We start from the raw sequence: 26,487 nt of genomic DNA, 5'->3' as shown, positions 1-26,487 counted from the left end.
GGAAAGCTCAGGGCTGGAGGGTGGCGTCCCGAGCTGCCCGCACGGCCAGGAAAAGCACGGCGCGGCGGACCTGGGCGTACGCGTGGAAGCGGTCGGCCAGGTCGATGGCGGCGCCCGCGCGCTGCGCGGCGCGCACGCCTGCCGCCGGCAGGGCCGGGCGGTTCAGGGTGGCGAAGCGGACAGTGCGAAGCATGGGTATGGGGCGCGAAAGCATCGGGGGAACATTGCTTATGCCACACTTTGCGCGCAATGTCCAGGCAAGTTGCAGGCTTCCGCTTTTAACTCCGTGCTACTTCGTACTCATGGTGGCTGTGGCCGGCCTGCCGGCCACAGCTCCGCCATCTTTAATTGTGAACACTGTCTACATGTACTAGACTCGGAAGCATCGTTCACCGGCCTTCTTGCAGGAGCCAAGATGACGACTTCCCCCATTCCCGAAACCGACACCGGCCCCGTCAGGCTGCTGGTGGCCACCACCAAGGGCGCCTGGTTCCTGACCAGCGACGCCGCGCGTCGCAGCTGGCAGATCGAGGGCCCGACGTTCCTCGGCCATACCATCCACCATATCGTGCAGGACCCGCGCGAACCGTCGCGCATGCTGATGGCGGCGCGCACCGGCCACCTGGGCCCGACCGTGTTCCGCTCCGCCGACGGCGGCCGCAACTGGACCGAAGCCGCGCGCCCGCCCGCCTTCGACAAGGCCCCGGAGGGCGAGACCGGCCGCGTCGTCGACCACGTGTTCTGGCTCACGCCCGGCCACGCCAGCGAGCCCGGCACCTGGTATGCCGGCACCTCGCCGCAGGGCCTGTTCCGCAGCGCCGACCACGGCGCGACCTGGGAGCCGGTATCAGGCTTCAACGACCACCCGAACTGGCGCACCTGGACCGGCGGCGAGCAGGACGGCACGCCCGACGGCCCCAAGATGCATTCCGTGCTGGTCGATCCGCGCGACGCGCGCCACCTGTATATTGGCATGTCCAGCGGCGGCGTGTTCGAGAGCACCGACGGCGGCGCGGACTGGAAGCCGCTGAACCGCGGCAGCCTTGCCACCTTCCTGCCCGACCCCAATCCCGAATACGGCCAGGACCCGCACTGCATGCTGCAGCATCCCGCCGACCCGGATATCCTGTACCAGCAGAACCATTGCGGCATCTACCGCATGGACCGCCGCGAAGGCGTGTGGAAACGCATCGGCGAAGCCATGCCGGCGGAAGTGGGCGATATCGGCTTCCCCATCGTCGCCCACCGCCGCGATCCGCGCACGGTGTGGGTGTTCCCGATGGATGGCAGCGACGTCTGGCCGCGCGTCAGCCCGGGCGGCCGCCCGGCAGCCTATGTCACGCGCGATGCCGGCGAAACCTGGCAACGGCAGGACCGCGGCCTGCCGGCCGAACAGGGCTGGTTCACGGTCAAGCGCCAGGCCATGGCCACCGACGGCCACGCGCCGGTGGGCGTGTACTTCGGCACCACCGGCGGCGAGATCTGGGCCAGTGCCGATGAGGGCGAGGGCTGGCAATGCATCGCCCGCAACCTGCCGCAGGTCTACGCGGTCACCGTGGCGCGCCCTGCCTGAATGCCATCAGCCGACCGGAGAACTTCCATGCAGGTCCGTATCGCGACGCCGCTCTTCTCCTATACCGGACAGCGCGAATACGTCGAGGCCCGTGGCGCCAGCATCGCCGAGCTGCTCGACGACCTCGACCGCCAGTTCCCCGGCATGCGCTTTCGCATCGTCGATGAGCAGGGCAAGCTGCGGCCGTATATCCGCGTCTTCGTCAACCGCGCGCAGCTGATGCGGCTGGACGCGCCATTGAAGGAAACCGACGAGGTGCATATCCTGCAGGCGCTGGCGGGCGGGTAAGCGCCCGGCTACAGCGCCTGCAGGTACGGCCACGGGTAGATGCCGCGGTCGTGCCCGTCGCTGAACACGATCTGCACGCCATAGCCCATTTCGCCGAGGGCGACGATTTGCGTGTCGCCTGGCCCGGCCTCCGAGGGCTTGCCGCGGCAGGCGGCGCAACGGCAGGCTGCGCGCAAGCGGCCCGGGTCCAGCGACTGGCACTGGCCGTCTGGCCAGTAGACGCGCAGCGCGCCGTTGGCGCGGGAGAGCTCCAGGCGCGTGGGTACGACCATGCCGCTGCTCATGCATGACCCTCCTGCGCGCCGATCTGCGCCAGCGCAATGCGCACGGCCTTGCGTACCTCCGGATCGGCATCGTCGGCGGCTGCGGCAAGGGCCGGCACGGCTGCCGCATCCCGCAGGCTCCCCAGCGACAGCGCGGCCTCCTTGCGCAGGTTGCTGATGGCGTGGGCCAGCTGCACCGTCAGCGGCACCAGCGCCGCGCGGTCGCGCAGCTTGCCGAGAGCCCTGGCGGCCTGCAGGCGGACCTGCCAGTAGCGGTCTTCCAGCGCGTCGATCAACGGGCCCACGGCTTCAGGGAATTTCAGTTTTCCCAGCGTCTGCGCGGCTTCGTCCCGCACCTGCCAGGCGCCGTCGCGCAGGGCCGCCAGCAACGCATCGCGCGCCGACGGGTCGGCAGCCAGGCCGAGCGCGCCGGCGGCGGCGCGCCTGACGTCGGTATCGGCATCGCTGGTCGCAGCTTGTGCCAGCGCGGGCAGGGCTTCGCTGCGCCTGAGCCAGCCCAGCACGGCCACGGCTTCGCGGCGCACCGGGGCGGCCGCGTCGGACAGTGCCGCCATGGCCGCATCGAAGCCGGCCGCATAGCGCAGCTCGCGCAGGCCGCGCCACGCGGCCGCCCGGACAAAGGGATCGCGGTGCGTGACCCACGGCAGCAGGGCGGCACCGGAGGCGGGCGCCTTCAGTTCCGACAGTCCCTGTGCTGCGGCTTCGGCCACCTCGCGGCTGGGGTCGGCCAGTGCCGCGGCCAGCGCCGGGACGACCGCTTCCTGCTCCCAGCTGGCCAGCGTGCGCGCGGCTTCCGCGCGCACGGATTCGGCAGGGTCCGATTGCAGGCGCTGCAGCAGCAGCGGCACGCCGTCTTCATCCTCCAGGTCGGCAAGTTGCAGCACGGCCACGCGTCGAACCGCGGGGTCGGGGTCGGCCAGGCGCAGCGTCAGCGCGCCGATGGCGGGATCGAGATCCAACAGGGATTCGTCAGGCAGGGCGGAAGCTTGCGGCATGGATGGCAGTCAGGTCGATAGCGGTCAGGCGGCGGTCGCGAGCGCGCTGGCCTGGGTGTGGTCGTGCAGCAGGCCGCGGCAGCGGCGCTTGAGCCGGATGAAATCGTCGTCGGTCATCAGCTCGGCGCGGCGGGGCCGCTCGAAGGGGATGGCGATATCTTCAAGGATGCGTCCGGGCCGTGGCGACATCACCAGCACGCGGTCGGCCAGGAACAGCGCCTCGTCGATGTCATGGGTGACGAAGGCCACGGTGGTGCGCATCCGCGCCCAGACCTCGAGCAGCAGGGCTTGCATATGGGCGCGGGTCTGCGCGTCGAGCGCACCGAAGGGCTCGTCCATCAGCAGCACGCGCGGCCGGTTGATCAGCACGCGCGCAATCTCCGCGCGCTGCTGCATGCCGCCGGAAAGCTGGGCGGGGTAGCGCTGCGCGAAGCCACCCAGGCCGACCAGGTCCAGCAGGGCCTGCGCCTCGCGCTTGCGCTCGGCGGTGGGCACGCCCTGCATCTTCAGGCCGAAGGCGACGTTGTCGAGCACGCGCTTCCACGGGAACAGCGAGTGCTGCTGGAACACCAGCCCGCGCTCCGGCGCGGGGCCGCGCACTGGCGCCCCGTCGAGCAGGATCTCGCCCGCCGCCGCCGGCAGGTGTCCGGCGATGGCGCCCAGCAGCGTGGACTTGCCGCAGCCCGACGGCCCCAGGATGCAGACGAACTGCCCTGCGGGAATGTCGATGGATAGCTGGTGCACGGCGGTGAAGGCGGCATCGCCCTGGCCCAGCGCCACATCCAGGCCGCGCACCTGCAGGCGGCCCGCGCGGATCGGTTGGCTCGTCATGTGCGCACCTGCTGCAGGCGGGTCCACGGCATCAGCCACGCACCGAAGCGCTTGATCAGCGCGCTGCTGCCCATGCCGAAGGCACCGATCAGCAGCATGCCGACGACGATGTCCGCATAGTTCTGCAGGCTGTAGGCCTCCCACGTGTAATAGCCGATGCCGTACTGGCCGGCGATCATCTCGGCGGTGACCAGGCAGAACCAGGACGTGCCCATGCCGATCGCCAGCCCGGTGACGATACTCGGCAGCGCCGCGGGCAGCAGCACCTCGGGGAAGACGGTCCAGCGGCGCGCGCCCAGGCTGCGCGCCGTGGCGACCAGGCGCGGGTCGGTGCGCTCCACGCGGTGGATGGTGTTGAGCAGGATCGGGAACAGCGCCCCGATGAAGGTGATGAAGATCATGCTCAGCTCCGAAGACGGGAACATCAGGATTGCCAGCGGAATCCACGCCACGCCGGGGATCGGGCGCAGCACCTCCAGCGGCGGCAGCAGCAGGTCTTCCAGCCAGCGCGAGCGGCCGATCGCCATGCCGAGCACGATGCCCGCCACGGCCGCCGCGCCAAAGCCGGCAAACACGCGGTACAGGCTGTTGCCCAGGTGCAGCACCAGCTTGGGTGACTGCAGCAGTTGCCAGGCCGCCGGAACCACATCGCTGGGCGCGGGCACGTTGGCGAAGGTGACGCGGGTCCCAGCCCTGGCGCTTGTGGAGGGCTTTCATGGGGTCATCTCTGTGGTGCTGTTGTCATGAAGCGGGGCAATCAACGCAGCAGGTACGGGATCTCGACCCTGACCGCGCCCGTCGGGCAATCCTTCTCGCAGGGCATGCAGTACCAGCACTCGTCGAACTGCATGAATGCCTTGCCTTTGGTCAGGTCGATGGCCAGCAGGTCCATCGGGCAGACATCGACGCAGACCGTGCAGCCCTTGTCGGCAATGCACTTGTCTTCATCGATGGTGACCGGCGCGCTGCTGCGCTGGGCGATCTCATGCGGGGTGTAGGCCATGGCGTGGGTTCCTTCAGGCGGCAGCCAGGGTGGCGGGTTCGGCAGTGGCGGCCGTGGCGGCAGCCTGGCCGCGGCTGACACGCAGCCGCTGGTAGGCGGTGGCGTCGCCGCCTGCCACCGGGACGATGTACGGCTCGATCGCGCGCTTGTGGCTGACCATGCGCCCGGCTTCATCCTTGCTCAGGTGCGTATGGCAGAACCAGTCCGCATCATTGCGCTGCGGATAGTCGACGCGATGGTGGTAGAGACCCCAGCGGCTCTCGGTGCGGAACAGGGAAGCACGTGCCGCCATCTCCGCGCAGTCGCGGATCGCCATCACCTCGACCGCGCGCATCAGCTCGTGCGGATTGGCGGCGCGGATCTGGCCGATGTCCTCGGCGATGGCGTCAAAGCGCTGCAGGCCGATTTCCATCTTGCGCGTGACCTTGGGCGGCTGCAGGTAGTCGTTGACCATGCGGCGCAGCTTGTATTCCACCTGGGCGGGCGGCAGGCCACTCTCTCGCGCCAGCGGTGCGAACACGCGCGCGCGCTCCGCCTCGACCTGGGCCGCATCGGCTTCAGGCAGGCCGCGGCCGGCGACGTAGCCGGCCGCGTTGTGCCCGGCAAACCAGCCATAGGTGAAGGCGCCCAGCATGTAGTTGTGCGGCACGGCAGCCATGTCTCCGGCTGCGTACAGGCCCGGCACGGTAGTCTCGGCGCGCTCGTTCACATGCACGCCGGAAGCGCTGTGGCCGCTGCAGAAGCCGATCTCCGAGATATGCATCTCCACCATCTGCCTGCGGTAGTCGGTGCCGCGCCCGGCGTGGAACTGGCCGCGGCTGGGCCGTTCGTTGGTGTGCAGGATCGTCTCGATGGTCTGGATGGTTTCTTCCGCCAGGTGGTCAAGCTTCAGGAACACCGGGCCGTTGCCGCCCTGGAGCTCCTGGTAGAACTCCCACATCATCTGGCCGCTCCAGTAGTCGCATTCGATAAAGCGCTCGCCCTTGCCGTTGGCGGTATAGCCGCCCAGCGGGCCGGTCACGTAGGCGCAGGCCGGGCCGTTGTAGTCCTTGATCAGCGGATTGATCTGGAAGCACTCCAGGTTGGCCAGCGCGGCGCCGGCATGATAGGCCATGGCATAGCCGTCGCCGGCATTGGTCGGATTCTCGTAGGTGCCCATCAGGTAGCCGGAAGCGGGCAGGCCCAGGCGGCCGGCCGCGCCGCAGCACAGGATCACGGCGCGCGCGCGGATCACGTGGAAGTCCGCGGTGCGGCAGTCGAAGCCCATCACGCCGCCGGCGGCGCCGCTGGCGTCGGTCAGCACGCGCGTGGCGACGATGCGGTTGGTGATCTCTACCCGCGCGCGCTTGAGCTGGCGGTACAGCACCTTCTTGACGTTGTGTCCTTCCGGCATCGGCAGCACATAGGAGCCCATGTGATGGACCTTCTTCACTGCGTAGTCGCCGGTCTCGTCCTTCTCGAACCTGACGCCCCAGCGATCCAGCTGCTCGATGGTGGCAAAGCTGTGACGCGCGTAGGCATAAACGGTGGACTGGTCGACGATGCCGTCGTTGGCCACGGTGATCTCGCGGGTGTACTGCTCGGGCGTGGCGTGGCCGGGGATCACGGCATTGTTCAGCCCGTCCATGCCCATCGAGATGGCGCCGCTGCGCTTGACGTGCGCCTTGTCGAGCAGCAGCACGCGCAGCGCGGGGTTGCGTTCCTTGGCCTTGATCGCGGCCATCGGGCCGGCGGTGCCGCCGCCGACGACAACGATGTCGTATTCGTGAGTCAGGGTATTCATGCGGAGGGCTTCCCCTTGCTGGCTGGTTTGCGGGGCCGTGCACGGCCGGCCGGGCTGGTGACGCTGGCGGCTGGCGCGGTCTTGTGCCGGTCTGCGCGCAGCCGGTACTGGAACGCGTCGCCGCGGAAGTAGAGGAACTCGTAATCGATCGGCGTGCCTTGCGCGTCATGGGTCAGGCGTTCGATGCGCAGTACCGGCGCGCCTTCCTGGATGCGCAGGGCCTGGGTCAGGTCGTCGTCGGCGAGGATGGCGTCGACACTCAGGTCGGCATGGCCGAGCTTCACGCCACAGTCGTTTTCCAGGATCAGGAAGATGTCGCGCGTGGCCAGGTCGGCAGTGAGCAGGCGGCGGCCGACGGCCTCGGGCGCCCAGGTCAGCTCCAGCGACACCGGCTCGCGGTTGAGCAGGCGCACGCGCCGGATCTCCACCACCGGATCGCCTTCGCGCAGCCGCAGCTGCGTGGCAACGTGACGGCTGGCAGGTACGCATTTGCAGCTGCGTATCTGGTTCAGGATCTCGTAGCCCATGCTCGACATGGCCTCGGCAAAGCCTTGCAGCGAGGTCACGTTCTGGAAGGCGCGGGGCTTGGAGACGAAGGTGCCCTTGCCATGAATCTTGAAGATCAGCCCCTCCTTCTGCAGGTCGCCCAGCGCCTGGCGCACGGTGATGCGGCTGGCGCGAAAGCGCTCGCCCAGCTCGCTTTCCGACGGCATCTGGTGGTGCGGCGGATAGGTGCCGTCCAGGATGCGGGCGCGCAAGGCGTCCTTGATTTGCGTATAGAGCGGCAGCGGGATCGGTGCCGGCATGGCTGCGGCGGCGGGGACGGGTACCACGTTGGTCCGGGTCGTCATGGGGATCGACATAGCGTGTTATGACAAGTTGGGAACCACTATATGGACGACGCTGTGCCGGAGGAACGAAGCAATCCGGATATGCAAGGATGAAATCCGAACATGCGCTGCGTGTGCCTCTCAACTCCCGTTGCCCCGCGCCGATATCCAGTCATGAACCCTGCCGTCCGCCATCCGCCGCGGCCGCAGGCAGATGACAACGACGGCGGCAAAAACCACACGCACGGCACGGGAGCGCAGCATGAGCAGTTCCATGAGGGACATCGACGAACGGACCAACCTGACCAACAACAACCAGTTCGAGCTGCTGCTGTTCCGGCTTGGCGAAGCCGAGCATTCCGGCCAGACGGAGCTGTTCGGGATCAATGTCTTCAAGGTGCGCGAGATCCTCGTGATGCCGCACGTGACGACCGTGGTGGGGGCCGACCCGTCGATCCTGGGCATGGCGGATATCCGCGGCCAGGTGATCCCGGTGATCGACCTGCCCCGGCTGGTGGGCTGCAAGCCGCGCAGCGGCCTGGGCATCCTGCTGGTGACGGAATATGCTCGTTCGACGCAGGGCTTCGCGGTGGAGGCAGTGGAGGAAATCGTGCGCCTGGAGTGGAACCAGGTGCATTCGGCCGAGGCCAGCGTGCGGACCGGCCACGTCACCAGCATCGCCAAGCTGGACGGGGACACCGCCGGGGGCACGGACCCGTCGCGGCTGGTGCAGGTGCTGGACGTCGAGCAGATCCTGCGCGATGTGCTGCCGACGCGGCAGCCGGACGTGGATCCGGGCACGGTCGGCCCGCAGTTGAGCCTGCGCCCCGGCGCCAAGGTCATTGCCGCCGACGATTCGGCACTGGCGCGCGGCCTGATCGAGCAGGGGCTGAAGGCGCTGGGCGCGCCGGTGGTGATGACCAAGTCCGGCAAGGAGGCGTGGGAGCTGCTCGACCGCATCGCCGCCGAGGCGGCCAGCCATGGCAGGTCAGTGCAGGACGAGGTGGCGCTGGTGCTGACCGACCTGGAGATGCCGGAGATGGACGGTTTCACCCTGACCCGCAAGATCAAGGCGGACAGCCGGCTGAAGTCGCTGCCGGTGGTGATTCACTCGTCACTGTCCGGAGAGGCCAGCGAGGAGCATGTGCGCAAGGTGGGCGCAGACGCTTATGTGGCGAAATTCGTGGCCAAGGAACTGGCCGACACCATCCGCGAAGTGCTGACGCGCTGAGCGCCCCGTGGCGGAAGAATCGCAACAGGCACAAAATTCGAACGCCCGCAACCATTCCCGTAGCCCGGCGGGTTGCCTATAAAACGGGCACTCCAGTGAATTCCAGCACCGGCGCGCCCTTTGCGGTTGTCAAGAGGGGGGATATCCACTGAAGCTGTGGATAGTTCCTGTGGACAAGTCGGGCCTCCCGGCCGTGACTGCCCGGGAGGTCCGGCGGCGGCCGGCGTGACCCCCACGCCCGGCCGCACTCCCTGGTGCTGGCGCTCCTCGCTCCCCCTTACTTGGGCTGCTCCACCGTGCGCAGGTAGGGCTTCAGGGTCTTGAAGCCCTGCGGGTACTTCTTCTTGGCATCCTCGTCCGAGACCGATGTCGGGATGATGACGTCCTCGCCCGGCTTCCAGTTCACCGGCGTGGCCACGGTGTGCTTGGCATTGAGCTGCAGCGAATCCAGCAGGCGCAGCACCTCGTCGAAATTGCGCCCGGCGCTCATCGGGTACACCAGCATGGCCTTGACCTTCTTGTCCGGGCCGATGATGAACACCGAGCGGATGGTGGCATTGTCTACCGCCGTGCGCGGGCCGCTGCCGCTGGCCTCGGGGTGGATCATGTCGTAGAGCTTGGCCACCTTCAGGTCGGCGTCGCCGATCATCGGATAGTTGATGGTGCAGTTCTGCGTTTCCTCGATGTCCTTGACCCAGCGCTGGTGGTCGCCGACCGGGTCGATGCTCAGGCCGATGATCTTGGTATTGCGCTTGTCGAATTCGGGCTTGAGCCGGGCCATATAGCCCAGTTCGGTGGTGCACACCGGCGTGAAGTCCTTGGGATGCGAGAACAGGATGGCCCAGTTGTCGCCGATCCACTCATGGAAGCTGATCTTGCCTTCCGTGGTGTCGGCGGTGAAATCAGGGGCTTGCTCGCCCAGTCGAATCGCCATGGTTGCGCTCCTTGCAGTTGGCGTGGTTTGGATACGCGCGTCGCCGCGCACTGTTGCCCGCTATCGCGCTGTCTCGTTGTTCGCCCGGCCGCCTAGCGGAAGACCAGCACCGGGATCGTGCTGTGGGTCAGGACCTTGTGGGTCTCGCTGCCGATCAGCAGCGCCTGCAGCCCGCGCTTGCCATGCGACGACATCACGATCAGGTCGCAGTCGCGCTGCTGCGCGCACTGGATGATGGCCTGCCAGGGATGGTCGTCGGTGGCGGTGACGGTCTCGCAGGCCACGCCGGCCTGCGCCGCGGTGTGGCTGAGCGTGGCCAGGAAGGTATCCGCGTGGCGCGCTGCTTCTGCGGCAAAGGTGTCCTTGGTGTCCTGCAGGCTGGTCAGCCGGTAGGTCAGTACGTGGTACTCGGGAATCACATGCAGCCCGGTCACGCGGGCGCCGATGCGGCTGGCAAAGGCCATGGCGCGGGCCGCCATCGCGTCGGCGCGTGCGGAGCCGTCGGTAGGCACAAGGAGGTGCTTGAACATGATGGGCCTCCGATTGCAGAAGTTTGCCGCGTCCGCCCTGGCCCATACCCCGTACGCCCGGGCGAGCCAATCCAGTATAGGAATTGAGTGGCATAAGCGACAGTGCAGGCGTGGCGAATATCACGGCGCGAGCTGCAAGCCGGCGGGCATTAACATGCTGTTATCATCCAATGCACCATCATCATCCTGCACGAACCCGAGGGATTGACGCATGATCGCGCTGCGCGAAGCTTGGCTGGCCGGACTGTTCCGACGCGGCAACTGGCTGCCGAACATCGTGTCGGGCGTGATCGTCGGGGTGGTGGCGCTGCCGCTGGCCATGGCGTTTGCGATCGCGTCGGGCGCCAAGCCGGAGCAGGGCCTGTACACGGCCATCGTCGCCGGGCTGGCGGTGTCGCTGTTCGGCGGCAGCCGGCTGCAGATCGCGGGGCCCACCGGCGCGTTTATCGTGGTGCTGTCCGCCGTGACCGCGCGCCACGGCATCGACGGCCTGCAGATCGCCACCCTGATGGCGGGGCTGATCCTGCTGGCGATGGGGCTGACGCGGCTGGGCAGCGTGATCCGGTTCATTCCCGCACCGGTGATCGTCGGCTTCACGGCTGGCATCGGCGTGATCATCTTTGTCGGCCAGTGGCGCGATTTCTTCGGCCTGCCGCCGGTCGCCGGCGAGCATTTCCACGAAAAACTCTGGCACCTGCTGCAGGCGCTGCCGCAATGGCACCCGGCCACCACCGCGCTGGCGCTGGGCAGCCTGGCGCTGGTAGTGGGCGCGCCGCGCGTGCGCTGGCTGCGGCGCATCCCCGGGCCGCTGGTGGCGCTGCTGGTTGCCACCGCGGTGCAGGCGCTGTTCCGCTTTGACGGCGTCGCCACCATCGGCACCGCCTTTGGCGGCCTGCCGCGCGGGCTGCCCGTGCCCGCGCTGCCGGACATCACGCTGGCGCGCGTGCTGGAGCTGGCCGGGCCGGCCTTCACCATCGCCATGCTGGGCGCGATCGAGTCATTGCTGTCCGCGGTGGTGGCCGACGGCATGGCTGGCACGCGGCACGATTCCAACCAGGAGCTGGTCGGCCAGGGCATCGCCAATATCCTGGCGCCGCTGTTCGGCGGGTTTGCCGCCACCGGCGCCATTGCCCGCACCGCCACCAATATCCGCAATGGCGGCAACAGCCCGCTGGCCGGCGTGGTGCATGCGCTCACGCTGGTGATGGTGCTGCTGTTCCTGGCGCCGCTCGCGGCCAGCGTGCCGCTGGCGACGCTGGCCGCGATCCTGTTCGTGGTGGCTTACAACATGAGCGAGGGGCGCCAGTTCGCGCGCATGGTCCGCCGCGCGCCGCGCGCCGACGTCGCCATCCTGCTGATCACCTTCACCCTGACCGTGCTGACCGACCTGGTGGTGGCGGTCAATATCGGCGTGATCCTGGCCATGCTGCAGTTCCTGCGGCGCATGTCGGCGTCAGTCGAGGTGGCGCGCCAGGATGCCGTGGACGTAGAGCGGGAACTCGGCGATACCGGCGCCGGCCTGCCCGCGCGGATGCCGCCGGGCGTGCTGGTCTATGCCATCGACGGACCGTTCTTCTTCGGTGCCGTGGAAGCCTGCGAGCGCGCACTGGTGCAGACCCATACCGAGCCGCGCGTGCTGCTGATCCGCCTGGGCCGCGTGCCCTTTATGGACATGACCGGGCTGCAGACGCTGGAGGCCGTGATCGTGACGCTGCAGAAACGCGGCGTGGCGGTGGTGCTGGCCGAAGCCAACGAGCGGGTCAGGGAAAAGCTGGCGCGCGCGGGCGTGCTGGCGGCGCTGGGGGAGGGCAACTACGTGGATTCGCTGGCGCAGGCGGTGCAGCGCTGCGGCGAGCTGGCAAGCGAAGCTGCAGGCGAGGGCGACGCCCCGCGCTGAGTCACTTCTTCTGCCGGGTGCTGCCCGCAGGCTTGGGCTTGGTGGCATATTCCACGCCATGCTGGGCCAGGTACTCGCGGATCAGCTGGCGCACGACCTGCGACGGTGTCAGGTCCTGCGAGGCGCACAGGGTTTCAAAGGCCTTCTTCTTGACCGGATCGATCAGGATGGTAAGGCGGGCGGTCTTGGATTCCATGAGGGGTGTCCGGCTGTCCGGATAGGTCCGGCTTGACGGCAGCGGCGATCGGAAACGCATTATATACAGGGCCACCGCAGCGCCCGATTCCCGATCGGTGCCAGCACACCGGCGGTTTGCTCCCCTCTTCCGCTTGCGGGAGAGGGGAGCGTACACGAGGGGCGGCAGTATTCTCCGAGGCTATTGGCTCGTCGGCTCCCTGTTGCCTTCCACCGCTACGCCGCCATCTCCAGATCCGCAATCACCGCCGCCAGAAACCGTGCCGCCTCCCCACCCGTCACCACGCGATGGTCAAAGGTCAGGCTCAGCGGCATCACCCGGTGCACCGCCGGCACGCCGCCGGCTGCCACCACTTCCTCGCGCACGCGTCCCGCACCCAGGATTGCCACGGTCGGCGGCACCACGATGGGCGCGGCATAGCGCCCCGCGATCATGCCGAAGTTGGACAGCGTGATGGTGTTGCCGCGCATCTCTTCCGGAGCAATGGTGCGCGCGCGGATGTCGGCGCGCATGCGGTCCAGGCCGTGGCGCAGGTCCGCGGCATCGCGGTTGCCGACGTCGCGCAGCACGGGCACGAACAGGCCCTCGGGCAGGTCCGCCGCGATGCCGACGTCGATCTTCTTGAGCACGTGGCGGCGGGCGGTCTGGCCTTCGTACCAGGCATTGAGGCCGGGCTCGGCGCGGCAGCCGGCCACCAGGGCGCGCACCAGCCGGATGGTCACATCGGCGCCGGGCTGCCAGGCGTGGATGTCGGCGTCGTCCATCACCGTGGCGGCGGCCACTTCGGCCTGTGCCCGCGCCATGTTCTGCGCCATCGCCCGGCGCACGCCGCGCAGCTGTTCCGGCGCGCCCAGCTCGGCCAGCGTGCTGGCTACCCGCTCCACGTCGGCGGCGGTGACCACGCCCTCGGGACCCGATGCCGTGGCCATTGCCAGGTCCACCCCGAGCCGGCGCGCCAGCGCGCGCACCGCCGGCGTGGCCTTGACGCGCGCGGCCATCGCCGCGGCGGGTGCCGCGGAGCCCGCGGGCGCGGCTTCATTGACCACGTGCGTGCCGACCTGGACCGAGCCCACCACGGTGCCGGCGTCGGCATCGTCGCCCGCACCCTCGACGCCGACCAGCGGCGCGCCAAGGTGGACGATATCGCCGGGCTGCGCAAACAGCTTGGCGATGGTGCCGGCATAGGGCGACGGGATTTCCACGATGGCCTTGGCCGTCTCCACCGACAGCAGCGGCTGGTCAGCGGCCACGGTGTCGCCGGTCTTGACGTGCCAGGTCACGATCTCGGCCTCCTGCAGGCCTTCGCCCAGGTCGGGCAGCTTGAAGACTCTCATCGGCACTCCTTGCCTATCGTCGGCAACTCTCGCGTTACGCTGCCATCGCCTTGCGCGCCGCGTCGACGATGCGGGCGACGCCAGGCAGGTAGGTGTATTCCAGCCGCGCCAGCGGCACCACGGTGTCGAAGCCGGTCACGCGCTGCACCGGCGCGGCCAGTGAGTAGAGGCCCGCGTCGGCCAGCTGCGCCGCGATCTCGGCGCCGAAGCCGGCGGTGCGCGGGGCCTCGTGCACGATCACGCAGCGGCCCGTGCGCGTCACCGATTCCAGGATGGTCTGCATGTCCAGCGGCTTGAGCGTGGCCACGTCGATGACCGTGGCCGTCACGCCTTCGCCGGCCAGTGCGTCCGCGGCGGCGAGCGTCTCCTGCACCATCGCGCCCCAGCTCACCAGCGTGATGTCGCTGCCTTCGCGCAGCGTGAAGCAGGTGTCCAGCGGCAGCGCGGCGCCGTCGTCGGCCACTTCCTGGCGGAACAGGCGGTACAGCCGCGTGGGTTCGAGGAAGATGACCGGGTCCGGATCGGCGATGGCCGCCAGCAGCAGCCCGTACGCGCGCGCGGGCGATGAAGGCACCACCACGCGGATGCCGGGCATATGCGCGAACATCGCCTCCGGGCTTTCGGAATGATGCTCGGGTGCATGGATGCCGGCACCGCACGGCGAGCGCACCACCATCGGACATGACAAGCGCCCGCGCGTGCGATGCCGCATGCGTCCGGCGTGGTTGATGATGTGATCGACCGCCGGGTAGATAAAGCCGGTGAACTGGATCTCGGCCACCGGCTTGAGCCCCATTGCCGCCATGCCGATCGCCGCGCCGACGATGCCGCCTTCGGCCAGCGGCGTATCCATGACGCGCGCCGCGCCAAAGCGCGCCTGCAGGCCCGCGGTGGCGCGGAACACGCCGCCATTGACGCCGATATCCTCGCCCAGCAGCAGCACATCGGGATCGTGCTCCAGCGCATGGGCCAGCGCCAGGTTGACTGCTTCGACCAGATTGATTTCCGCCATGGTTCGCTCGCTGTGGTCGCCAGGTGAAGGCGCAGGGTTTGCTGGTTATCCGTGCGGCGCCGGGAAGCGCCGGGCAATCTCCAGCTGCGCCTGCAATTCGGCCGGCATGGTTGCGTACAGGCAGTCGAACATCGCGGCCGGGTCCGGCTGCGGCACGGCCAGGTAAGTCTCCACGGCCTGCGCCACCTGCTGCGAGCAGGCCTTGACCAGCGCTTCCTCGCGCGCCGCGTCCCACGCGTGCAGCGCCAGCAGGTGCGTGCGCAGCCGCAGCAGCGGCTCTTCCTGCCAGTGCGCCTTGACGCTGGCCTCGTCGCGGTAGCGCGAGGCGTCGTCGGCGGTGGTGTGGTCGCCCAGGCGGTAGGTGATGGCCTCGATCAGCGCCGGGCCGCCGCCGTCGCGCGCGCGCGCGATGGCCTCGCCGACGCGGTGCCGCACCGCGACCACGTCGTTGCCGTCGACCTGCTCGCCGGGGATGCCGGCGGCAATGGCCTTCTGCGCCAGCGTCTGCGCCGCGGTCTGGCCGCTGCGCGGCATCGAGATTGCCCACTGGTTGTTGTTGATCACGATCACCAGCGGCGCGTGCCACGCGCCGGCCATGTTCATGCCCTCATAGAAATCGCCCTTGGAGGTGCCGCCGTCGCCCAGCAGGCAGACCGCCACGCGCGGCTCGCCGCGCAGCTGGAACGCATAGGCGGCGCCGGCCGCGTGGCAGACCTGGGTGCCGATCGGCACGCAGTTGGCAAAGTCATGCGGCGCCGCCGCAAAGCCGCTGCCGCGTTCGTCGCCGCCCCAGTAGAGCAGGCTCTCGGTCATCGTGACGCCCCGCACAAACTGTGCCGCGTGGTCGCGGTACGAGGGCACCAGCACGTCTTCGGGCCGCATCGCAAAGGCCACGCCCACGCCGATGGCTTCCTGGCCGAGTGCCGAGGCAAAGGTGCCGATCTTGCCGGTGCGCTGCAGCGCAATCGCTTTCAGGTCGAACTGGCGCGTCAGCACCATCGCCTGGTACAGCGGCAGCAGCGCGTCGGGGTTGCTGGCAAGGGGTGGGGGAGGAGAAGTGGGGGAGGAGGTGTCGCCCGGCGGGGCAAGGTAGCGGGTGTAGCCGATCTCAAAGCGCGCAACCGTGGACATGGCAGGTCTCTCGATGCGGTTGTCTCGACAGGATCCGCTGGGACGGCCGCGAGGATCTTCGCAGCTATCCGCAGCAATGATCGCGTTGTGATCCCTGCCGTGCTTTTTGGGCGCGGGGGACTTGAGCTTGAGTGTAGGGCATTTGCGCGGCGCGCGCGGCGCAAAATTGTCTTGCTGCGCACAATGCGCGCGACAGCTGCCCCCCAAAAGCGAGAAAGCGCCTGGCGGCGCTTCCTTGCTTTCGGGGCGAGAGCGCGGTGGCTCAGCGCTGGTACGGCGGCTGCACGAAGCCCGCAAAGCGCTGCTGCGTCACGGCCTTGAACTCCGCCGACTCGTAGGCCTCCCGGATGTCCTTGACGAAGGGCTTGTTCAGGTCCGCCGTCTTCACCGCGACCAGGTTCATGTAGTAGTCGGGAATCTTCTCCAGCGCCAGCGCCGAGGTCAGCTTCAGGCCGGAGGCCAGCGCATAGTTGCCGTTGACGAAGGCATAGTCCACGTCGTCGAGCGAGCGCGGCAGCTGGGCGGCTTCCAGCTGGATCAGCTTGAGCTTGTGCGGGTTGGCGTCGATGTCGCGCTCGCTGGCGCGGATCGGGTCGGTGCCCGGCTTGAGCGTGACCCAGCCGATCTGCTGCAGGATGGCGATGGCGCGCGCCAGGTTGGTGGGATCGTTCGGCAGCGACACGGTATTGCCGGGCTTCACCTCGGCCAGGCCCTTGTGCTTGCGGCTGTAGATGCCGATCGGCGCGGTCGGCACCTGGATCACGTCGGTCAGCGCCAGCTTGCGGTCGGCTGAGAACTTCTTCAGGTAGGCCACATGCTGGAACGCATTGGCGTCGATGGCGCCGTCGGCCAGCGCCAGGTTGGGCTGCACGTAGTCGCTGAACTCAATGATGGTGACCTTGTAGCCGCGCTTTTCCAGCACCGGCTTCACGCCATAGCGGATCTGGTCGGCGTAGGGGCCAGCGGTGGCGCCGAAGCGGATTTCCTTCTTGTCCGGATCGGCCGCGCCCGCACCCTGCATCACGCCCAGTGCCAGCACCGCTGCCGCCAGCCGTGCGACGAAGCCGAATTTCCCGTATTGCATCTGATGCTCCCCGTTATGTTGTTGGAGGCCGGCAGCGTCCCGCCGCGGCGTCGGCTCATTGTATGGAAAGGCAGGCAATAGGCGAACGAGTTATTACGCATGGTCATATGCCGCTGGCGAATAAGGGCGCCGGCGCCTGGCTGCACTACGCTGAAGGGCAGCGTCACCCGTATGGAGGCCGCCATGCCCGAACAACTTACCCGGCATCCCGAAGTCACGATCCAGGTCTTGCGCAGCGCCGGGGCCAGCTGCGGCGAGGGCGCCCCGCAGGCCATCCTCAAGGCCTGCCCGCGCGAGCGCTTCTGCAAGCTGCCCGGCGGGGAGATCTGCGTGTATGGCCTGGACGGGGCGCAGGCGATGACGCAGTTCACGGCTGCCGACTGGCAGTCGCTCGCGCCCCTTGCGCGGGACCGTGCAGATGTTGCGGCCGCGGCGGGCTGGGAGGGGACCGCTGCCGCGGTGTTCATTGCCGGGCTTGCCGCCGGCGCGCTGGCGGCCGCGGCCCTGGCGCGCTGGCGGCGCAGCCGTGGCCGTGGTTGACGTGCCGGCGCTGGCACGGTGTTTGCGGCTTTCTCAGGTCATGACACCGATGCAGTCCGCCTCCAATCGTTTCCGCCGGCCAGGGCACGGCGCAGAGCGGCGCCTGTCGTGCGGACCCGGCGCGATCCCGTGCGCGCGCGAAAGCGCGCTGCCGGAAACTTTTATCCTGTTTGAAGCCGAGGCAGGCCAGAAATTGCATGCCGGGCTGGCGCACGCAGGCCTGCATTCCTGCACATTCCTGACGCCGGTCTTGCGGTGCGCGGCGACGAGGGGAGGCGCGCAATGATGGGCGCGACGACCTTCTCGGCGATCCGCCAGCACGCGCACTGGCCCGCGTGGCGCCGTGCCATCGGCATCCTGTTCATTGCCGCGGTGCTGGCGCTGATCGCGCGCAAGCTGGGCACCATCGACTGGGACGCGGTGCTGGCCGCGCTGCGCGGCTTCAACGCCCGCACGCTGGCGCCGGCGGCGGCCTTCGTTGCGCTGAGCGGCTTGCTGTACAGCCAGTTCGACCGCCTCGGCTGCCACTATGCCGGACACCCGTTGCCGGCGCGGCGGGTGATGGCGATCTCTTATGTCAGCTACACGCTCAGCCTCAACCTCGGGGCCACGCTGGGCGGCGCGGGCGTGCGCTACCGCCTGTACACGCGCGCCGGGCTGACCCTGCCGCAGATCTGGAGCCTGTTCGTGGTGGTGGTGAGCAGCAACTGGCTTGGCTATGCCTTGCTGGCGGGGGGCATGCTGGTGGCGCAGCTGGTGGTGCTGCCGCCGGAGTGGGGCGTTCCCGCGGCGCTGACACGGGTGCTGGGCGCGCTGATGCTGGCGGTGCCGGCTGCCTACCTGGCTGCCTGTGCCACCTGGCACGGCCGGCACCGGACCGTGCGCGACCACGATATCTACGTTCCGTCGGTCGGCTTCGCGGCGCTGCAAATCCTCTTGTCTGCAGCCCACTGGATGGCGATGGCGGCGATCCTGTTTTCGCTGCTGCATACGCATGCGGGGTACTTCACGGTGCTTGGGGTATTGCTGGCGTCGGGGCTGGCGGGCGTGGTGGTGCGGATCCCCGGGGGTCTCGGCGTGATCGAGACCGTGTTCCTGACGATGCTGGGCGGCCAGGTGCCGCACGGGCTGCTGCTGGCGGCGCTGATTGCGTATCGCGCGATGTATTACCTGATTCCGCTGATGATCGGGGCGATCGGCTACTTTGTGCTGGAGGCGCACGGCAAGCGTGGTGGGAGGTAGGTCGTGCTGGCGACCGATAGCTTTCGGGAGTGCTACCACCCTTCGCGTACGCTCCCCTCTCCCGCAAGCGGGAGAGGGAGAAACCCTGCGGATCCCTGTGACGCCTGCGGTCAGACTGCCGCCAGCGCCCGATCCAGGTCCTCGATCAGATCATCGATATGCTCGATGCCGACCGACAGCCGCACCATGTCCTCACTGACGCCCGCCGCCTTCAGTTCATCCGCATTGAGTTGCCGATGCGTGGTCGACGCCGGATGCGTGGCCAGCGACTTGGCATCGCCGATATTGACCAGCCGCGTGAACAGCTGCAGCGCGTCCAGGAAGCGCGCGCCGCCTTCACGGCCGCCTTGCTTCAGGCCGAACGACAGGATGCCGGGGCCGCGCCCGCCCAGGTACTTCTGCACCAGCGCGTGGTCGGCATGGTCGGGCAGGCCGGCAAAGTTGACCCAGTCCACCTTGGCATGCTGCTGCAGGTGGCGGGCAATCGCCAGCGCGTTCTCGGTGATGCGGTCCAGCCGCAGCGCCAGGGTTTCGATGCCTTGCAGGATCAGGAAGGCATTGAAAGGCGACAGCGCCGCGCCGGTATTGCGCAGCGGCACCACGCGCGCGCGGCCGATGTAGGCGGCCGGGCCCAGCGCCTCGGTGTAGACCACGCCGTGATAGGAGACGTCGGGCTCGTTCAGGCGCTTGAAGCGTTCCTTGTGCTGGGCCCAGGGGAACTTGCCGCTGTCGATGATGGCGCCGCCGACGCTGTTGCCGTGGCCGCCCAGGTACTTGGTCAGCGAATGCACGACGATATCCGCGCCATGCTCGAACGGACGGCACAGGTAGGGCGATGGCACCGTGTTGTCGACGATCAGCGGCACGCCGTGGTTGTGCGCCACGCGCGCGATGGCTTCGATATCGACCACGTTGCCGAGCGGGTTGCCCACCGACTCCACGAAGATCGCCTTGGTGCGCGCGTCGATCAGGTCGCCGAAGCTGGCCGGGTTGCGGCCATCGGCAAAGCGCGTCTCGATGCCGGACTGCGGCAGCGTGTGCGCCAGCAGGTTGTAGGTGCCGCCATAGAGCTGGCTCGACGAGACGATGTTGTCGCCGGCCTCGGCAATGGTCTGGATCGCATACGTGATTGCCGCCATGCCGGACGCCAGCGCCAGCGCGCCCACGCCGCCCTCGAGCGCGGCCAGGCGCTGCTCGAGCACGTCGTTGGTCGGGTTCATGATGCGGCTGTAGATGTTGCCGGCCACCTTCAGGTCGAACAGGTCGGCGCCGTGCTGGGCGCTGTCGAAGGCGTAGGCCACCGTCTGGTAGATGGGCACGGCCACCGCGCGCGTGGTGGGATCGGGCGAATAGCCGCCATGGACGGCCAGGGTTTCGAGTCTCATCTTCTTCTCTCTTCGTCTCGCTGTTGGGTGCCGGACCGGCGCGACGGAGCAGTGCCTGCCATGGCGCCGGGCATGCCGAGCGGTGCGCCGCGCGGGCGCACCAGGCCGTGCGATGGTACCAGCCGGCCCGCGCACGCCCCTGCGGCGTGGCCGCTATGGTTGCCGACGGCGCTCGCGCGAGGCAAGGAAACTTATTGCATTTGGATATGCGCGGTGCCGCAGCGCAGCGGTCATGCCCCGACCGCGAGCGGCGCTTCGACCTGCCGCCAGCGCAGGTTCTCGGGCCGGCGCAGCCCCAGGTGCTCGCGCAGCGTGGTGCCCGTATAGTGCTCGCGAAAGAGCCCGCGCCGGCGCAGTTCCGGCAGCACCAGTTCGATGAAATCATCGAGCCCGCCCGGCAGCCAGGGCGGCATCACGTTGAAGCCATCGGCGGCCTCGCCCTCGAACCACGCCTGCAGCTGGTCGGCGATGGACTGCGGCGTGCCGTGGATCGACCAGTGGCCGCGCGCGGTGGCCACGCGCAGGCACAGCTGGCGGATGGTGAGACCCTCGCGCCGGGCCAGGCCGGTAACCAGCTGGAAGCGGCTCTTGGCGCCGTTCGGTTCGGCCAGGTTGTCGGGCAGCGGGCCGTCCAGCGGATAGCCGCTCAGGTCGATCCCGCCCAGGTGCTGCGACAGCAGGGCCAGCCCCACCGACGGATGGATCAGGCTCTGCAGCGCTTCGAATTTCTCCTGCGCCTCGGCCTCGCTGCGGCCCACCACCGGGAACACGCCAGGCAGGATCTTGAGTTGATCGGACGTGCGGCCATAGCGCGCGAGCCGCGCTTTCAGGCCACGATAAAAGGCCTGCGCATCGGCCTGCGACTGCTGCGCGGTAAAGATGACCTCGGCGGTGCGGGCCGCCAGTTCCTGCCCGGCCTCCGACGAGCCAGCCTGCACGATCACCGGATGGCCCTGCGGCGGGCGCGCGACGTTGAGCGGTCCGCGCACCTGGAAGTGCGCGCCGCGATGGTCGAGCGTGTGCAGCTTGTCCGCATCGAAATGCCGGCCGCTGTCCTTGTCGTACAGGAAGGCATTGTCCTCCCAGGTGTCCCACAGCCCGGTGACCACGTCGACAAACTCTTCGGCGCGGGCGTAGCGATCCGCGTGCGCGGGATGACGTTCGAGGCTGAAGTTGCGCGCTTCGGCATCCGACCACGACGTCACCACGTTCCAGCCCGCGCGGCCGCCGCTGAGGTGGTCGAGCGAGGCGAACTTGCGCGCCACATGAAAGGGCTCGTTGTAGGTGGTGGAGACGGTCGCCACCAGGCCGATGCGCTGCGTCACTGCCGCCAGTGCCGACAGCAGCGTCAGCGGCTCGAAGGTGGCGGCGCGCGCGGTGCGCGGCAGGGTGGCATCGTCCATGCCGCGGATGGCAACGCCGTCCGCCAGGAACAGCGCATCGAACCCCGCGGCCTCGGCGCGCTGCGCCAGCGCGATGTAGTGCGCCAGGTTGCGCCCGGCATCGGCCTGCGCTCCCGGATGGCGCCACCCGGCGACATGGTGCCCGGTGGCCTGGAGAAAGGCGCCCAGATGCAGGTGGCGCGGCGGCTTTTGCTGTGACATCGATCGTGCTCCCCGGAAGCAACTGGCCGGATCAGGCCGCTTGCCGTTGCGCGGCAGCGGCGGACTGGTTGGCCGGCGCCGCGCCTTCGCTGCGCACGCCCGCCTTCACCGCCTTGCTGCGGCGGCCATCCACGCCGACCGGAATGTCGCCGGCCACGGTGGCCCGGCGCACCACCCGGTGCGCGTCGCCATAGTCGTTGATGGCGTAGTGCTGGGTAGCGCGGTTGTCCCAGATGGCGACGTCGCCCGCGCGCCAGCGCCAGCGCACGGTGTTCTCCAGCCGGTGCACATGGCCCTGCAGCACGGCAATCAGGTGCGCCGAATCGGCCGACGAGCAGTCCAGCAGCTTCTTGACGAAGTGGCCCAGCACCAGCGTGCGTTCACCGGTTTCCGGGTGCACGCGCACCACCGGGTGCTCGGTCTCGTAGAGCGCCGAGGTAAATAGCTCGCGGTAGCGCTTCAGCCCTTCGTCGCTCGGATTGACGCGCGTGGCCGCGTAGTCGTAGTCGTTGGTGTGCAGCGCCCACAGCTTGTCGGCCAGTTCACGCAGCGGCTCGGGCAGGTCCTGGTACGCGGCGGCGGTGTTGGCCCACACCGTGTCGCCGCCGGCGGCGGGAACGGTCACGGCGCGCAGCACCGAGACCGCGGGGTAGGCCAGGTCGAAGGTCACGTCGGTATGCCAGGAATTGGCGCGGCCGCCGTGCTGTGAGTCGAGCTCCAGCAATTGCGTGCCGTCGCGAGAGGGCACGGTCGGGTGCGGCACGGTGTCGCCGAACAGGCGCGCAAAGCCCTGCTGCGCGGCATCGTCAAGATGGACCTGGTCGCGGAAGAACAGCACCTTGTGCCTGAGCAAGGCTGCGCGGATGGCGGCGAAGGTGGCGGGCGGCAGGTCGCCGTGCAGCGCGACGCCGCGGATCTCGGCGCCGATGCGGCCGGCAACCGGGTGGATGTCGAGCTGGACGGTCTGGTCTTGCGTGGCGTTGGCTTGGGTCATCGCGAAGCTCCGGGGATGTAAGAGGGTTGGGTCAGGCGAGTTCAGGTTCGGGGGTCCGCTGCACGACAGGCTCCTGCCCGGCGAATTCGCGCAGCACGGCATCGCGCGCCCGCGCGAAGGGAGGTCCGGCGCGTTCGCGCGGATGCGGCAGGTCCACCGGCAGGATGCGGCGGATGCGGCCGGGCCGGGGTTCCATCACCACCACGCGGTCGCCCAGGAAGACGGCTTCCTCGACGTCGTGGGTGACCAGGATCATGGTGATGCCCTCGGCCTGCCAGATGCGCTGCAGTTCCTGCTGCAGGTAGGCCCGCGTCATCGCGTCGAGCGCGCCGAAGGGCTCGTCGAGCAGCAGGATCTCGGGGCGCGTCACCAGTGCCCGCGCAATTGCCACGCGCTGCGACATGCCGCCGGAGAGCTGGTGCGGATAGGCCTGCTCGAAGCCGCGCAGGCCAACCAGCGCGATATGCTCGGCCACGTTGCGGCCTTTCTCCGCGTCGCTGCCCGGCGTGTTGAGCAGCGCCAGCCGGATGTTCTGTTCCACCGTCAGCCACGGGAACAGGCGATGCTCCTGGAACACGATGCCGCGCTGCAGGCTGGTGCCCGATACGCGCTTGCCGTCCAGCAGGATCTCGCCGCGGTAGTCCTCTTCCAGGCCCACCACCAGCCGCAGCAGGGTGGACTTGCCGCAGCCGCTGGCGCCGACGATGCTGACGAACTCGCCCGGGGCGATGGTCAGGGTGATGTCCTCGAGCACGGGCAGCGCCCGGCCCTCGACTTCGTACTGCTTGTGCAGGTGCGCGATGCTTAGCGTGCCGGCATGTGGCATTTGCGGTCTCCGTTCAATAAGGTGCAGCGTGGCTCAGCCCGCGGCCACCGAGCGCCCGCGCCAGGCGAGCAGGCGGGACTCGATGCGGCTGGCAATCCAGTTCAGCGTGAAGCCGACCAGGCCGACCACGATCACGCCGAAGATCACCAGGTCCATCCAGAAGTTCTCGCGGCCGTCGGTCATGGTGTTGCCGATGCCCTTGCCGGATACCAGCAGGTACTCGGCGCCGAGCGTGGCCAGCCACGCATAGATCAGTCCCAGGTGGATGCCGGCGAAGATCGACGGCGCCGCCGACGGTAGCACCACGCGCCACAGCACCTGGGTGCGGTTGAATCGCAGGACGCGCGCAACCTCGAGCAGGTCCGCCGGCACGGCGCGGATGCCTTCGAAGGTGTTCAGCACCACCGGGAAGAATGCGGCCAGCGACAGGAACACCACCTTGGCGGCATCGCCCAGCCCGAACCAGACCGAGATCAGCGGGATCCATGCAAACAGCGAGATCTGCTTGACCGTGTGAAAGCTCGGACCGACCATGCGTTCGAACAGGCGCGACAGGCCCAGCGCCGTGCCGAACACCAGCCCGGCGCTGGCGCCGATGGCAAAGCCGGCCAGGTCGCGCCACAGGCTGGCGGCCAATGCCGTGGCCAGCGCGCCGCTCTGCACCTGGCGCACCGCGGTGTCCCAGACGCCGGATACCGGCACCAGCAGCGGCGAAGTGGTCCAGCCAAAGCGCACGGCGGCCCACCACAGCGCGAGCAGCGCGAGCGGCAGCACCCAGCCGCGCAAGGCGCGGGGCAGGCGAATACGGGGGCGGATAGCGGAAGTGGTCATCGCGGCCTCGCCTCAGAAGCCCGGCTTGCGCCAGCGCAGCACCGCGCCTTCGGCCAGCGCCAGCGTCTTGTCCAGCGCAAAGCCCACCACGCCCACCACCACCACGGCGGCGAGCACCATGTCGAGCTGGAACAGCTGGCGCCCGTAGACGATCATGTAGCCCAGCCCCTCGGACGAGGCCAGCAGCTCCACCACCACCAGCGCCAGCCACGCGTGCGTCAGGCCGTAGCGCACGCCGTTCCACACCGGCGCGGCCGCGGCGGGCAGCACCACGCGCGACAGCGTCTGCCAGCGCGTGAGCTGCAGCACCCGCGCCACTTCCAGGTAGCGGGTCGGCACGCTGCCGATGCCCTTGTACGTGTTCAGCGCCACCGGCACGAAGGCGGCCTTGGCGATCAGGATCACCTTGAGCGCTTCGTCGATGCCGACCAGCAGCATCAGCAGCGGCAGCCAGCCCAGCACCGGCACCTGGCTGAACGCCTTGAAGGTCGGGTAGACGTAGTCGCGCAACGTCGGCGACAGGCCCATGGCCGCGCCCAGCGCCAGGCCGCCGGCCAGCCCCAAGGCAAAGCCACCGGCCACGCGCAGCGCGCTGATAGCCAGGTTGGCCTGCAGTTCACCGCTTTGCCAGAGGTCGGCCAGCGTGCGTGCGACATCTTCGGGTGCGGGCAGCACCTGCGGCGGAATCCAGGCATTGCGGGCGGCCACGTACCACACCAGCAGCAGCGCCAGCGGCACCGGCCAGGCCAGCAGCCAGCGTGTGGCATCCCGCCAGCGCAGTGGCCTGCGCGGGGAAGGCGCGCGCGGTGCTGCTGCTGCGGCGGGCAGTGAAAGCGATTCGGCGACGGACATGGTGTCAGGCTCCCAGGATCTTGCCGTTGGGTTGGTAGACGGGCCAGTAGCTCTGCAGGTTCAGGTCGTTGAGAGCCACTCTCAGGAAGCGCTGGTCGATCCACTGGTCCACGTCAAAGCGCGCACGGCTCAGCTTGAAGCGATAGGCCTGCTCGACCGCATCCTTGTAGCGGCTGACCAGGAAGGGATCGAAATTCGGGTTCAGCCGCACCCGCAGCGGCTCGCCGTCGAAGTCCTCCTTCCAGTGGTCATAAGGCGTGCCAGCACGCGCCCAGGTGCGCAGCACCTCCTCGCGATGGCTCTCGTCCGAGGCCCACCGCGCCGCCTCGACCGCGGCCTTCACCAGGTGCTGCGTGGCTTCCGGATAGCGCCCGGCGAAATCGTCGCTCACCAGTACATGGCTTTGCCGTGTGTAGGTCGGCGACTGGTTCTTGCTGGAGTACAGGATGCGCACCGCGCCCTTGTCGCGCAGGCGCAGGATGTCCATGGCGCCGATGGCGGCGTCGATGTCGCGCGTGGACAGCGCCGCCAGGTAGCCGGCCGTGTCCAGGTTGAGCAGGCGCAGGTCCTTGTCCGACAGCCCGTTCGCTTCCAGCAGGCGCAGCGCCGGCAGATGCATGTTGGTGCCCTTGAACAGCGACACGCGCTTGCCGCGCAGGTCGCTGACCGTCTTCAGCGGCGAATCGGGTGGCACCCCCACATAGATATTGGCGCGCACGCCGGTGGCCAGCACCAGCCGCGTCTTCAGGCCCGCGGAGCGCGCCACGATGGACGGCAGGTCGCCCTGCAGCGCGAAGTCGAGCTGGCGGTTGGCCAGCGCCTCGTTGACGGCGGGCCCGGCGCCCTTGAAGAAGAACCACTCCACGCGCGTGCCGGTCGGCTTGAACGATTCCTCGAGCCAGCCGCGCGCATGGGCAATCGCCAGCGAACTGCCGGCAAAGCTGGGCGGGGTGCCGGTGGCGGGCTGGGCCACGCCGACGCGGATCACGTCGGGCCGCGCTGCCGGGCTGGCGCTGAACGCGGACAGCGGCGACAGCGACGCGGCCATGCCCAGCCCGGACCAGGCCGCGCAGCGCAGCAGCTCGCGGCGGGTCAGCGTGGGTGCTGCGGTGGCATCGGGGCGCGGGGTCGTCATCGTGCAGACCTTCTTGAAGTGGAGGACGGCTCCACGATAAGCGGCGCTGCGCGCGGACCTGAACGAATGATTCCGGCTTTGGTTATCGGCCCCGCGCATATGGCGCGCGGCGCGGCGTTGGCATATCGGCATGCAATCTTCT

The 26,487-nt window shown here is 68.8% G+C and carries 27 protein-coding genes and 1 pseudogene; 6 read left to right on the top strand and 22 right to left on the bottom strand.

All coding sequences use genetic code 11. The annotated features are described in order from the left end of the window. Positions 1-7 precede the first annotated feature (7 nt). On the bottom strand, positions 8-193 hold the full coding sequence (locus AC3WLF_RS11805) for a glycosyl hydrolase (protein ID WP_492318407.1): 186 nt from the start codon (positions 191-193) through the stop codon (positions 8-10). 222 nt (positions 194-415) lie between these two features. Between AC3WLF_RS11805 and AC3WLF_RS11800 the strand changes: the two genes are divergently transcribed. After that, positions 416-1,573 (top strand): glycosyl hydrolase, encoded by a 1,158-nt coding sequence (locus tag AC3WLF_RS11800; protein WP_492358244.1) that lies wholly within the window; start codon positions 416-418, stop codon positions 1,571-1,573. A 27-nt stretch (positions 1,574-1,600) separates the two neighbouring features. After that, positions 1,601-1,861: a MoaD/ThiS family protein gene (locus AC3WLF_RS11795; RefSeq protein WP_492318409.1), complete on the top strand. Its 261-nt coding sequence runs from the start codon at positions 1,601-1,603 to the stop codon at positions 1,859-1,861. A gap of 8 nt (positions 1,862-1,869) precedes the next feature. Here AC3WLF_RS11795 and AC3WLF_RS11790 read toward each other — a convergent pair whose 3' ends face one another. The 7 genes and pseudogenes from AC3WLF_RS11790 to AC3WLF_RS11760 form a co-directional block, all read right to left on the bottom strand. Beyond that, positions 1,870-2,145 carry a gamma-butyrobetaine hydroxylase-like domain-containing protein gene (locus AC3WLF_RS11790; protein ID WP_492358243.1) on the bottom strand — a complete coding sequence of 92 codons (276 nt, stop codon included), beginning with the start codon at positions 2,143-2,145 and terminating at the stop codon, positions 1,870-1,872. Beyond that, positions 2,142-3,140, bottom strand: coding sequence for a HEAT repeat domain-containing protein (locus AC3WLF_RS11785; RefSeq protein ID WP_492358242.1), 999 nt, complete (start codon positions 3,138-3,140; stop codon positions 2,142-2,144). The genes AC3WLF_RS11790 and AC3WLF_RS11785 overlap by 4 nt, the downstream gene beginning before the upstream one ends. Before the next feature lie 24 nt (positions 3,141-3,164). Further along, the gene (locus AC3WLF_RS11780; protein ID WP_492318410.1) at positions 3,165-3,971 is read right to left on the bottom strand and encodes an ABC transporter ATP-binding protein; all 807 of its coding nucleotides are present in this window, start codon (positions 3,969-3,971) and stop codon (positions 3,165-3,167) included. Beyond that, a pseudogene (locus AC3WLF_RS11775) lies at positions 3,968-4,651 on the bottom strand (ABC transporter permease); the annotation flags it as partial. The pseudogene AC3WLF_RS11775 and the gene AC3WLF_RS11780, both read right to left, overlap by 4 nt. 77 nt (positions 4,652-4,728) lie before the next feature. Beyond that, entirely contained in the window at positions 4,729-4,974 is a 246-nt protein-coding gene (locus tag AC3WLF_RS11770; protein WP_010810893.1) for a 4Fe-4S dicluster domain-containing protein, read from the bottom strand. Between the two features lie 13 nt (positions 4,975-4,987). Beyond that, the gene (locus tag AC3WLF_RS11765) at positions 4,988-6,757 is read right to left on the bottom strand and encodes a fumarate reductase/succinate dehydrogenase flavoprotein subunit (RefSeq protein ID WP_492358241.1); all 1,770 of its coding nucleotides are present in this window, start codon (positions 6,755-6,757) and stop codon (positions 4,988-4,990) included. Further along, a complete protein-coding gene (locus AC3WLF_RS11760; RefSeq protein WP_492358240.1) occupies positions 6,754-7,608 on the bottom strand; it encodes a GntR family transcriptional regulator in 855 nt (284 codons plus the stop codon). Before AC3WLF_RS11760 ends, AC3WLF_RS11765 begins: the two co-directional genes overlap by 4 nt. 241 nt (positions 7,609-7,849) lie before the next feature. On the opposite strand from AC3WLF_RS11760, the gene AC3WLF_RS11755 reads away from it, so the two are divergent. Beyond that, the gene (locus AC3WLF_RS11755; RefSeq protein WP_492318413.1) at positions 7,850-8,818 is read left to right on the top strand and encodes a chemotaxis protein; all 969 of its coding nucleotides are present in this window, start codon (positions 7,850-7,852) and stop codon (positions 8,816-8,818) included. A 277-nt stretch (positions 8,819-9,095) separates the two neighbouring features. Here AC3WLF_RS11755 and AC3WLF_RS11750 read toward each other — a convergent pair whose 3' ends face one another. Both AC3WLF_RS11750 and AC3WLF_RS11745 read right to left on the bottom strand, forming a co-directional pair. Beyond that, positions 9,096-9,752 (bottom strand): peroxiredoxin, encoded by a 657-nt coding sequence (locus tag AC3WLF_RS11750; protein ID WP_492318414.1) that lies wholly within the window; start codon positions 9,750-9,752, stop codon positions 9,096-9,098. A gap of 92 nt (positions 9,753-9,844) precedes the next feature. Continuing rightward, a complete protein-coding gene (locus AC3WLF_RS11745; protein WP_035823164.1) occupies positions 9,845-10,282 on the bottom strand; it encodes a universal stress protein in 438 nt (145 codons plus the stop codon). Positions 10,283-10,493: 211 nt separating this feature from the next. Here AC3WLF_RS11745 and AC3WLF_RS11740 point away from each other — a divergent pair, with 211 nt between their 5' ends. Next, positions 10,494-12,179, top strand: a complete 1,686-nt coding sequence (locus AC3WLF_RS11740; RefSeq protein WP_492358239.1) for a SulP family inorganic anion transporter — start codon at positions 10,494-10,496, stop codon at positions 12,177-12,179. Between the two features lies 1 nt (position 12,180). On the opposite strand, the gene AC3WLF_RS11735 is transcribed toward AC3WLF_RS11740, so the two are convergent. From AC3WLF_RS11735 to AC3WLF_RS11715, 5 genes are all read right to left on the bottom strand, one after another. Then, the gene (locus AC3WLF_RS11735; protein ID WP_010810900.1) at positions 12,181-12,375 is read right to left on the bottom strand and encodes a ribbon-helix-helix domain-containing protein; all 195 of its coding nucleotides are present in this window, start codon (positions 12,373-12,375) and stop codon (positions 12,181-12,183) included. 215 nt (positions 12,376-12,590) lie between these two features. Then, positions 12,591-13,709, bottom strand: a complete 1,119-nt coding sequence (locus AC3WLF_RS11730; protein WP_492318416.1) for a dihydrolipoamide acetyltransferase family protein — start codon at positions 13,707-13,709, stop codon at positions 12,591-12,593. Positions 13,710-13,743: 34 nt separating this feature from the next. Continuing rightward, a complete protein-coding gene (locus AC3WLF_RS11725) occupies positions 13,744-14,721 on the bottom strand; it encodes an alpha-ketoacid dehydrogenase subunit beta (RefSeq protein WP_492318417.1) in 978 nt (325 codons plus the stop codon). Between the two features lie 45 nt (positions 14,722-14,766). Next, positions 14,767-15,852 (bottom strand): pyruvate dehydrogenase (acetyl-transferring) E1 component subunit alpha, encoded by a 1,086-nt coding sequence (gene pdhA / locus AC3WLF_RS11720; protein ID WP_492318418.1) that lies wholly within the window; start codon positions 15,850-15,852, stop codon positions 14,767-14,769. 262 nt (positions 15,853-16,114) lie between these two features. Next, positions 16,115-16,936 (bottom strand): MetQ/NlpA family ABC transporter substrate-binding protein, encoded by an 822-nt coding sequence (locus AC3WLF_RS11715; RefSeq protein ID WP_010810904.1) that lies wholly within the window; start codon positions 16,934-16,936, stop codon positions 16,115-16,117. Positions 16,937-17,119: 183 nt separating this feature from the next. Between AC3WLF_RS11715 and AC3WLF_RS11710 the strand changes: the two genes are divergently transcribed. Beyond that, entirely contained in the window at positions 17,120-17,476 is a 357-nt protein-coding gene (locus tag AC3WLF_RS11710) for a hypothetical protein (RefSeq protein ID WP_492357551.1), read from the top strand. Positions 17,477-17,758: 282 nt separating this feature from the next. After that, the gene (locus AC3WLF_RS11705; RefSeq protein ID WP_492358238.1) at positions 17,759-18,718 is read left to right on the top strand and encodes a lysylphosphatidylglycerol synthase domain-containing protein; all 960 of its coding nucleotides are present in this window, start codon (positions 17,759-17,761) and stop codon (positions 18,716-18,718) included. Between the two features lie 110 nt (positions 18,719-18,828). On the opposite strand, the gene AC3WLF_RS11700 is transcribed toward AC3WLF_RS11705, so the two are convergent. The 7 genes from AC3WLF_RS11700 to AC3WLF_RS11670 form a co-directional block, all read right to left on the bottom strand. Then, positions 18,829-20,103 carry an O-acetylhomoserine aminocarboxypropyltransferase/cysteine synthase family protein gene (locus AC3WLF_RS11700; RefSeq protein WP_492318421.1) on the bottom strand — a complete coding sequence of 425 codons (1,275 nt, stop codon included), beginning with the start codon at positions 20,101-20,103 and terminating at the stop codon, positions 18,829-18,831. A 230-nt stretch (positions 20,104-20,333) separates the two neighbouring features. Beyond that, on the bottom strand, positions 20,334-21,707 hold the full coding sequence (locus tag AC3WLF_RS11695; protein WP_492358237.1) for an LLM class flavin-dependent oxidoreductase: 1,374 nt from the start codon (positions 21,705-21,707) through the stop codon (positions 20,334-20,336). Between the two features lie 31 nt (positions 21,708-21,738). Then, the gene (locus tag AC3WLF_RS11690) at positions 21,739-22,701 is read right to left on the bottom strand and encodes a TauD/TfdA dioxygenase family protein (RefSeq protein WP_492318423.1); all 963 of its coding nucleotides are present in this window, start codon (positions 22,699-22,701) and stop codon (positions 21,739-21,741) included. A 31-nt stretch (positions 22,702-22,732) separates the two neighbouring features. Further along, on the bottom strand, positions 22,733-23,527 hold the full coding sequence (locus AC3WLF_RS11685) for an ABC transporter ATP-binding protein (RefSeq protein ID WP_492318424.1): 795 nt from the start codon (positions 23,525-23,527) through the stop codon (positions 22,733-22,735). Between the two features lie 33 nt (positions 23,528-23,560). Continuing rightward, positions 23,561-24,358 (bottom strand): ABC transporter permease, encoded by a 798-nt coding sequence (locus AC3WLF_RS11680; protein ID WP_492353312.1) that lies wholly within the window; start codon positions 24,356-24,358, stop codon positions 23,561-23,563. 12 nt (positions 24,359-24,370) lie between these two features. Beyond that, positions 24,371-25,210 (bottom strand): ABC transporter permease, encoded by an 840-nt coding sequence (locus AC3WLF_RS11675; RefSeq protein WP_492353313.1) that lies wholly within the window; start codon positions 25,208-25,210, stop codon positions 24,371-24,373. A gap of 4 nt (positions 25,211-25,214) precedes the next feature. After that, positions 25,215-26,345, bottom strand: coding sequence for an ABC transporter substrate-binding protein (locus tag AC3WLF_RS11670; protein WP_492353314.1), 1,131 nt, complete (start codon positions 26,343-26,345; stop codon positions 25,215-25,217). Positions 26,346-26,487 lie beyond the last annotated feature (142 nt).

It is taken from the genome of Cupriavidus sp. FW306-01-F10A (assembly GCF_058782785.1).
This window is presented reverse-complemented; position numbering and strand designations above follow the sequence as displayed.

Bases quoted from the DNA above. Each gene is read 5' to 3' on its own strand.
- AC3WLF_RS11805 (WP_492318407.1), bottom strand. From the start codon at position 193: ATGCTTCGCACTGTCCGCTTCGCCACCCTGAACCGCCCGGCCCTGCCG.
- AC3WLF_RS11800 (WP_492358244.1), top strand. From the start codon at position 416: ATGACGACTTCCCCCATTCCCGAAACCGACACCGGCCCCGTCAGGCTG.
- AC3WLF_RS11795 (WP_492318409.1), top strand. From the start codon at position 1,601: ATGCAGGTCCGTATCGCGACGCCGCTCTTCTCCTATACCGGACAGCGC.
- AC3WLF_RS11790 (WP_492358243.1), bottom strand. From the start codon at position 2,145: ATGAGCAGCGGCATGGTCGTACCCACGCGCCTGGAGCTCTCCCGCGCC.
- AC3WLF_RS11785 (WP_492358242.1), bottom strand. From the start codon at position 3,140: ATGCCGCAAGCTTCCGCCCTGCCTGACGAATCCCTGTTGGATCTCGAT.
- AC3WLF_RS11780 (WP_492318410.1), bottom strand. From the start codon at position 3,971: ATGACGAGCCAACCGATCCGCGCGGGCCGCCTGCAGGTGCGCGGCCTG.
- AC3WLF_RS11770 (WP_010810893.1), bottom strand. From the start codon at position 4,974: ATGGCCTACACCCCGCATGAGATCGCCCAGCGCAGCAGCGCGCCGGTC.
- AC3WLF_RS11765 (WP_492358241.1), bottom strand. From the start codon at position 6,757: ATGAATACCCTGACTCACGAATACGACATCGTTGTCGTCGGCGGCGGC.
- AC3WLF_RS11760 (WP_492358240.1), bottom strand. From the start codon at position 7,608: ATGACGACCCGGACCAACGTGGTACCCGTCCCCGCCGCCGCAGCCATG.
- AC3WLF_RS11755 (WP_492318413.1), top strand. From the start codon at position 7,850: ATGAGCAGTTCCATGAGGGACATCGACGAACGGACCAACCTGACCAAC.
- AC3WLF_RS11750 (WP_492318414.1), bottom strand. From the start codon at position 9,752: ATGGCGATTCGACTGGGCGAGCAAGCCCCTGATTTCACCGCCGACACC.
- AC3WLF_RS11745 (WP_035823164.1), bottom strand. From the start codon at position 10,282: ATGTTCAAGCACCTCCTTGTGCCTACCGACGGCTCCGCACGCGCCGAC.
- AC3WLF_RS11740 (WP_492358239.1), top strand. From the start codon at position 10,494: ATGATCGCGCTGCGCGAAGCTTGGCTGGCCGGACTGTTCCGACGCGGC.
- AC3WLF_RS11735 (WP_010810900.1), bottom strand. From the start codon at position 12,375: ATGGAATCCAAGACCGCCCGCCTTACCATCCTGATCGATCCGGTCAAG.
- AC3WLF_RS11730 (WP_492318416.1), bottom strand. From the start codon at position 13,709: ATGAGAGTCTTCAAGCTGCCCGACCTGGGCGAAGGCCTGCAGGAGGCC.
- AC3WLF_RS11725 (WP_492318417.1), bottom strand. From the start codon at position 14,721: ATGGCGGAAATCAATCTGGTCGAAGCAGTCAACCTGGCGCTGGCCCAT.
- pdhA (WP_492318418.1), bottom strand. From the start codon at position 15,852: ATGTCCACGGTTGCGCGCTTTGAGATCGGCTACACCCGCTACCTTGCC.
- AC3WLF_RS11715 (WP_010810904.1), bottom strand. From the start codon at position 16,936: ATGCAATACGGGAAATTCGGCTTCGTCGCACGGCTGGCGGCAGCGGTG.
- AC3WLF_RS11710 (WP_492357551.1), top strand. From the start codon at position 17,120: ATGCCCGAACAACTTACCCGGCATCCCGAAGTCACGATCCAGGTCTTG.
- AC3WLF_RS11705 (WP_492358238.1), top strand. From the start codon at position 17,759: ATGATGGGCGCGACGACCTTCTCGGCGATCCGCCAGCACGCGCACTGG.
- AC3WLF_RS11700 (WP_492318421.1), bottom strand. From the start codon at position 20,103: ATGAGACTCGAAACCCTGGCCGTCCATGGCGGCTATTCGCCCGATCCC.
- AC3WLF_RS11695 (WP_492358237.1), bottom strand. From the start codon at position 21,707: ATGTCACAGCAAAAGCCGCCGCGCCACCTGCATCTGGGCGCCTTTCTC.
- AC3WLF_RS11690 (WP_492318423.1), bottom strand. From the start codon at position 22,701: ATGACCCAAGCCAACGCCACGCAAGACCAGACCGTCCAGCTCGACATC.
- AC3WLF_RS11685 (WP_492318424.1), bottom strand. From the start codon at position 23,527: ATGCCACATGCCGGCACGCTAAGCATCGCGCACCTGCACAAGCAGTAC.
- AC3WLF_RS11680 (WP_492353312.1), bottom strand. From the start codon at position 24,358: ATGACCACTTCCGCTATCCGCCCCCGTATTCGCCTGCCCCGCGCCTTG.
- AC3WLF_RS11675 (WP_492353313.1), bottom strand. From the start codon at position 25,210: ATGTCCGTCGCCGAATCGCTTTCACTGCCCGCCGCAGCAGCAGCACCG.
- AC3WLF_RS11670 (WP_492353314.1), bottom strand. From the start codon at position 26,345: ATGACGACCCCGCGCCCCGATGCCACCGCAGCACCCACGCTGACCCGC.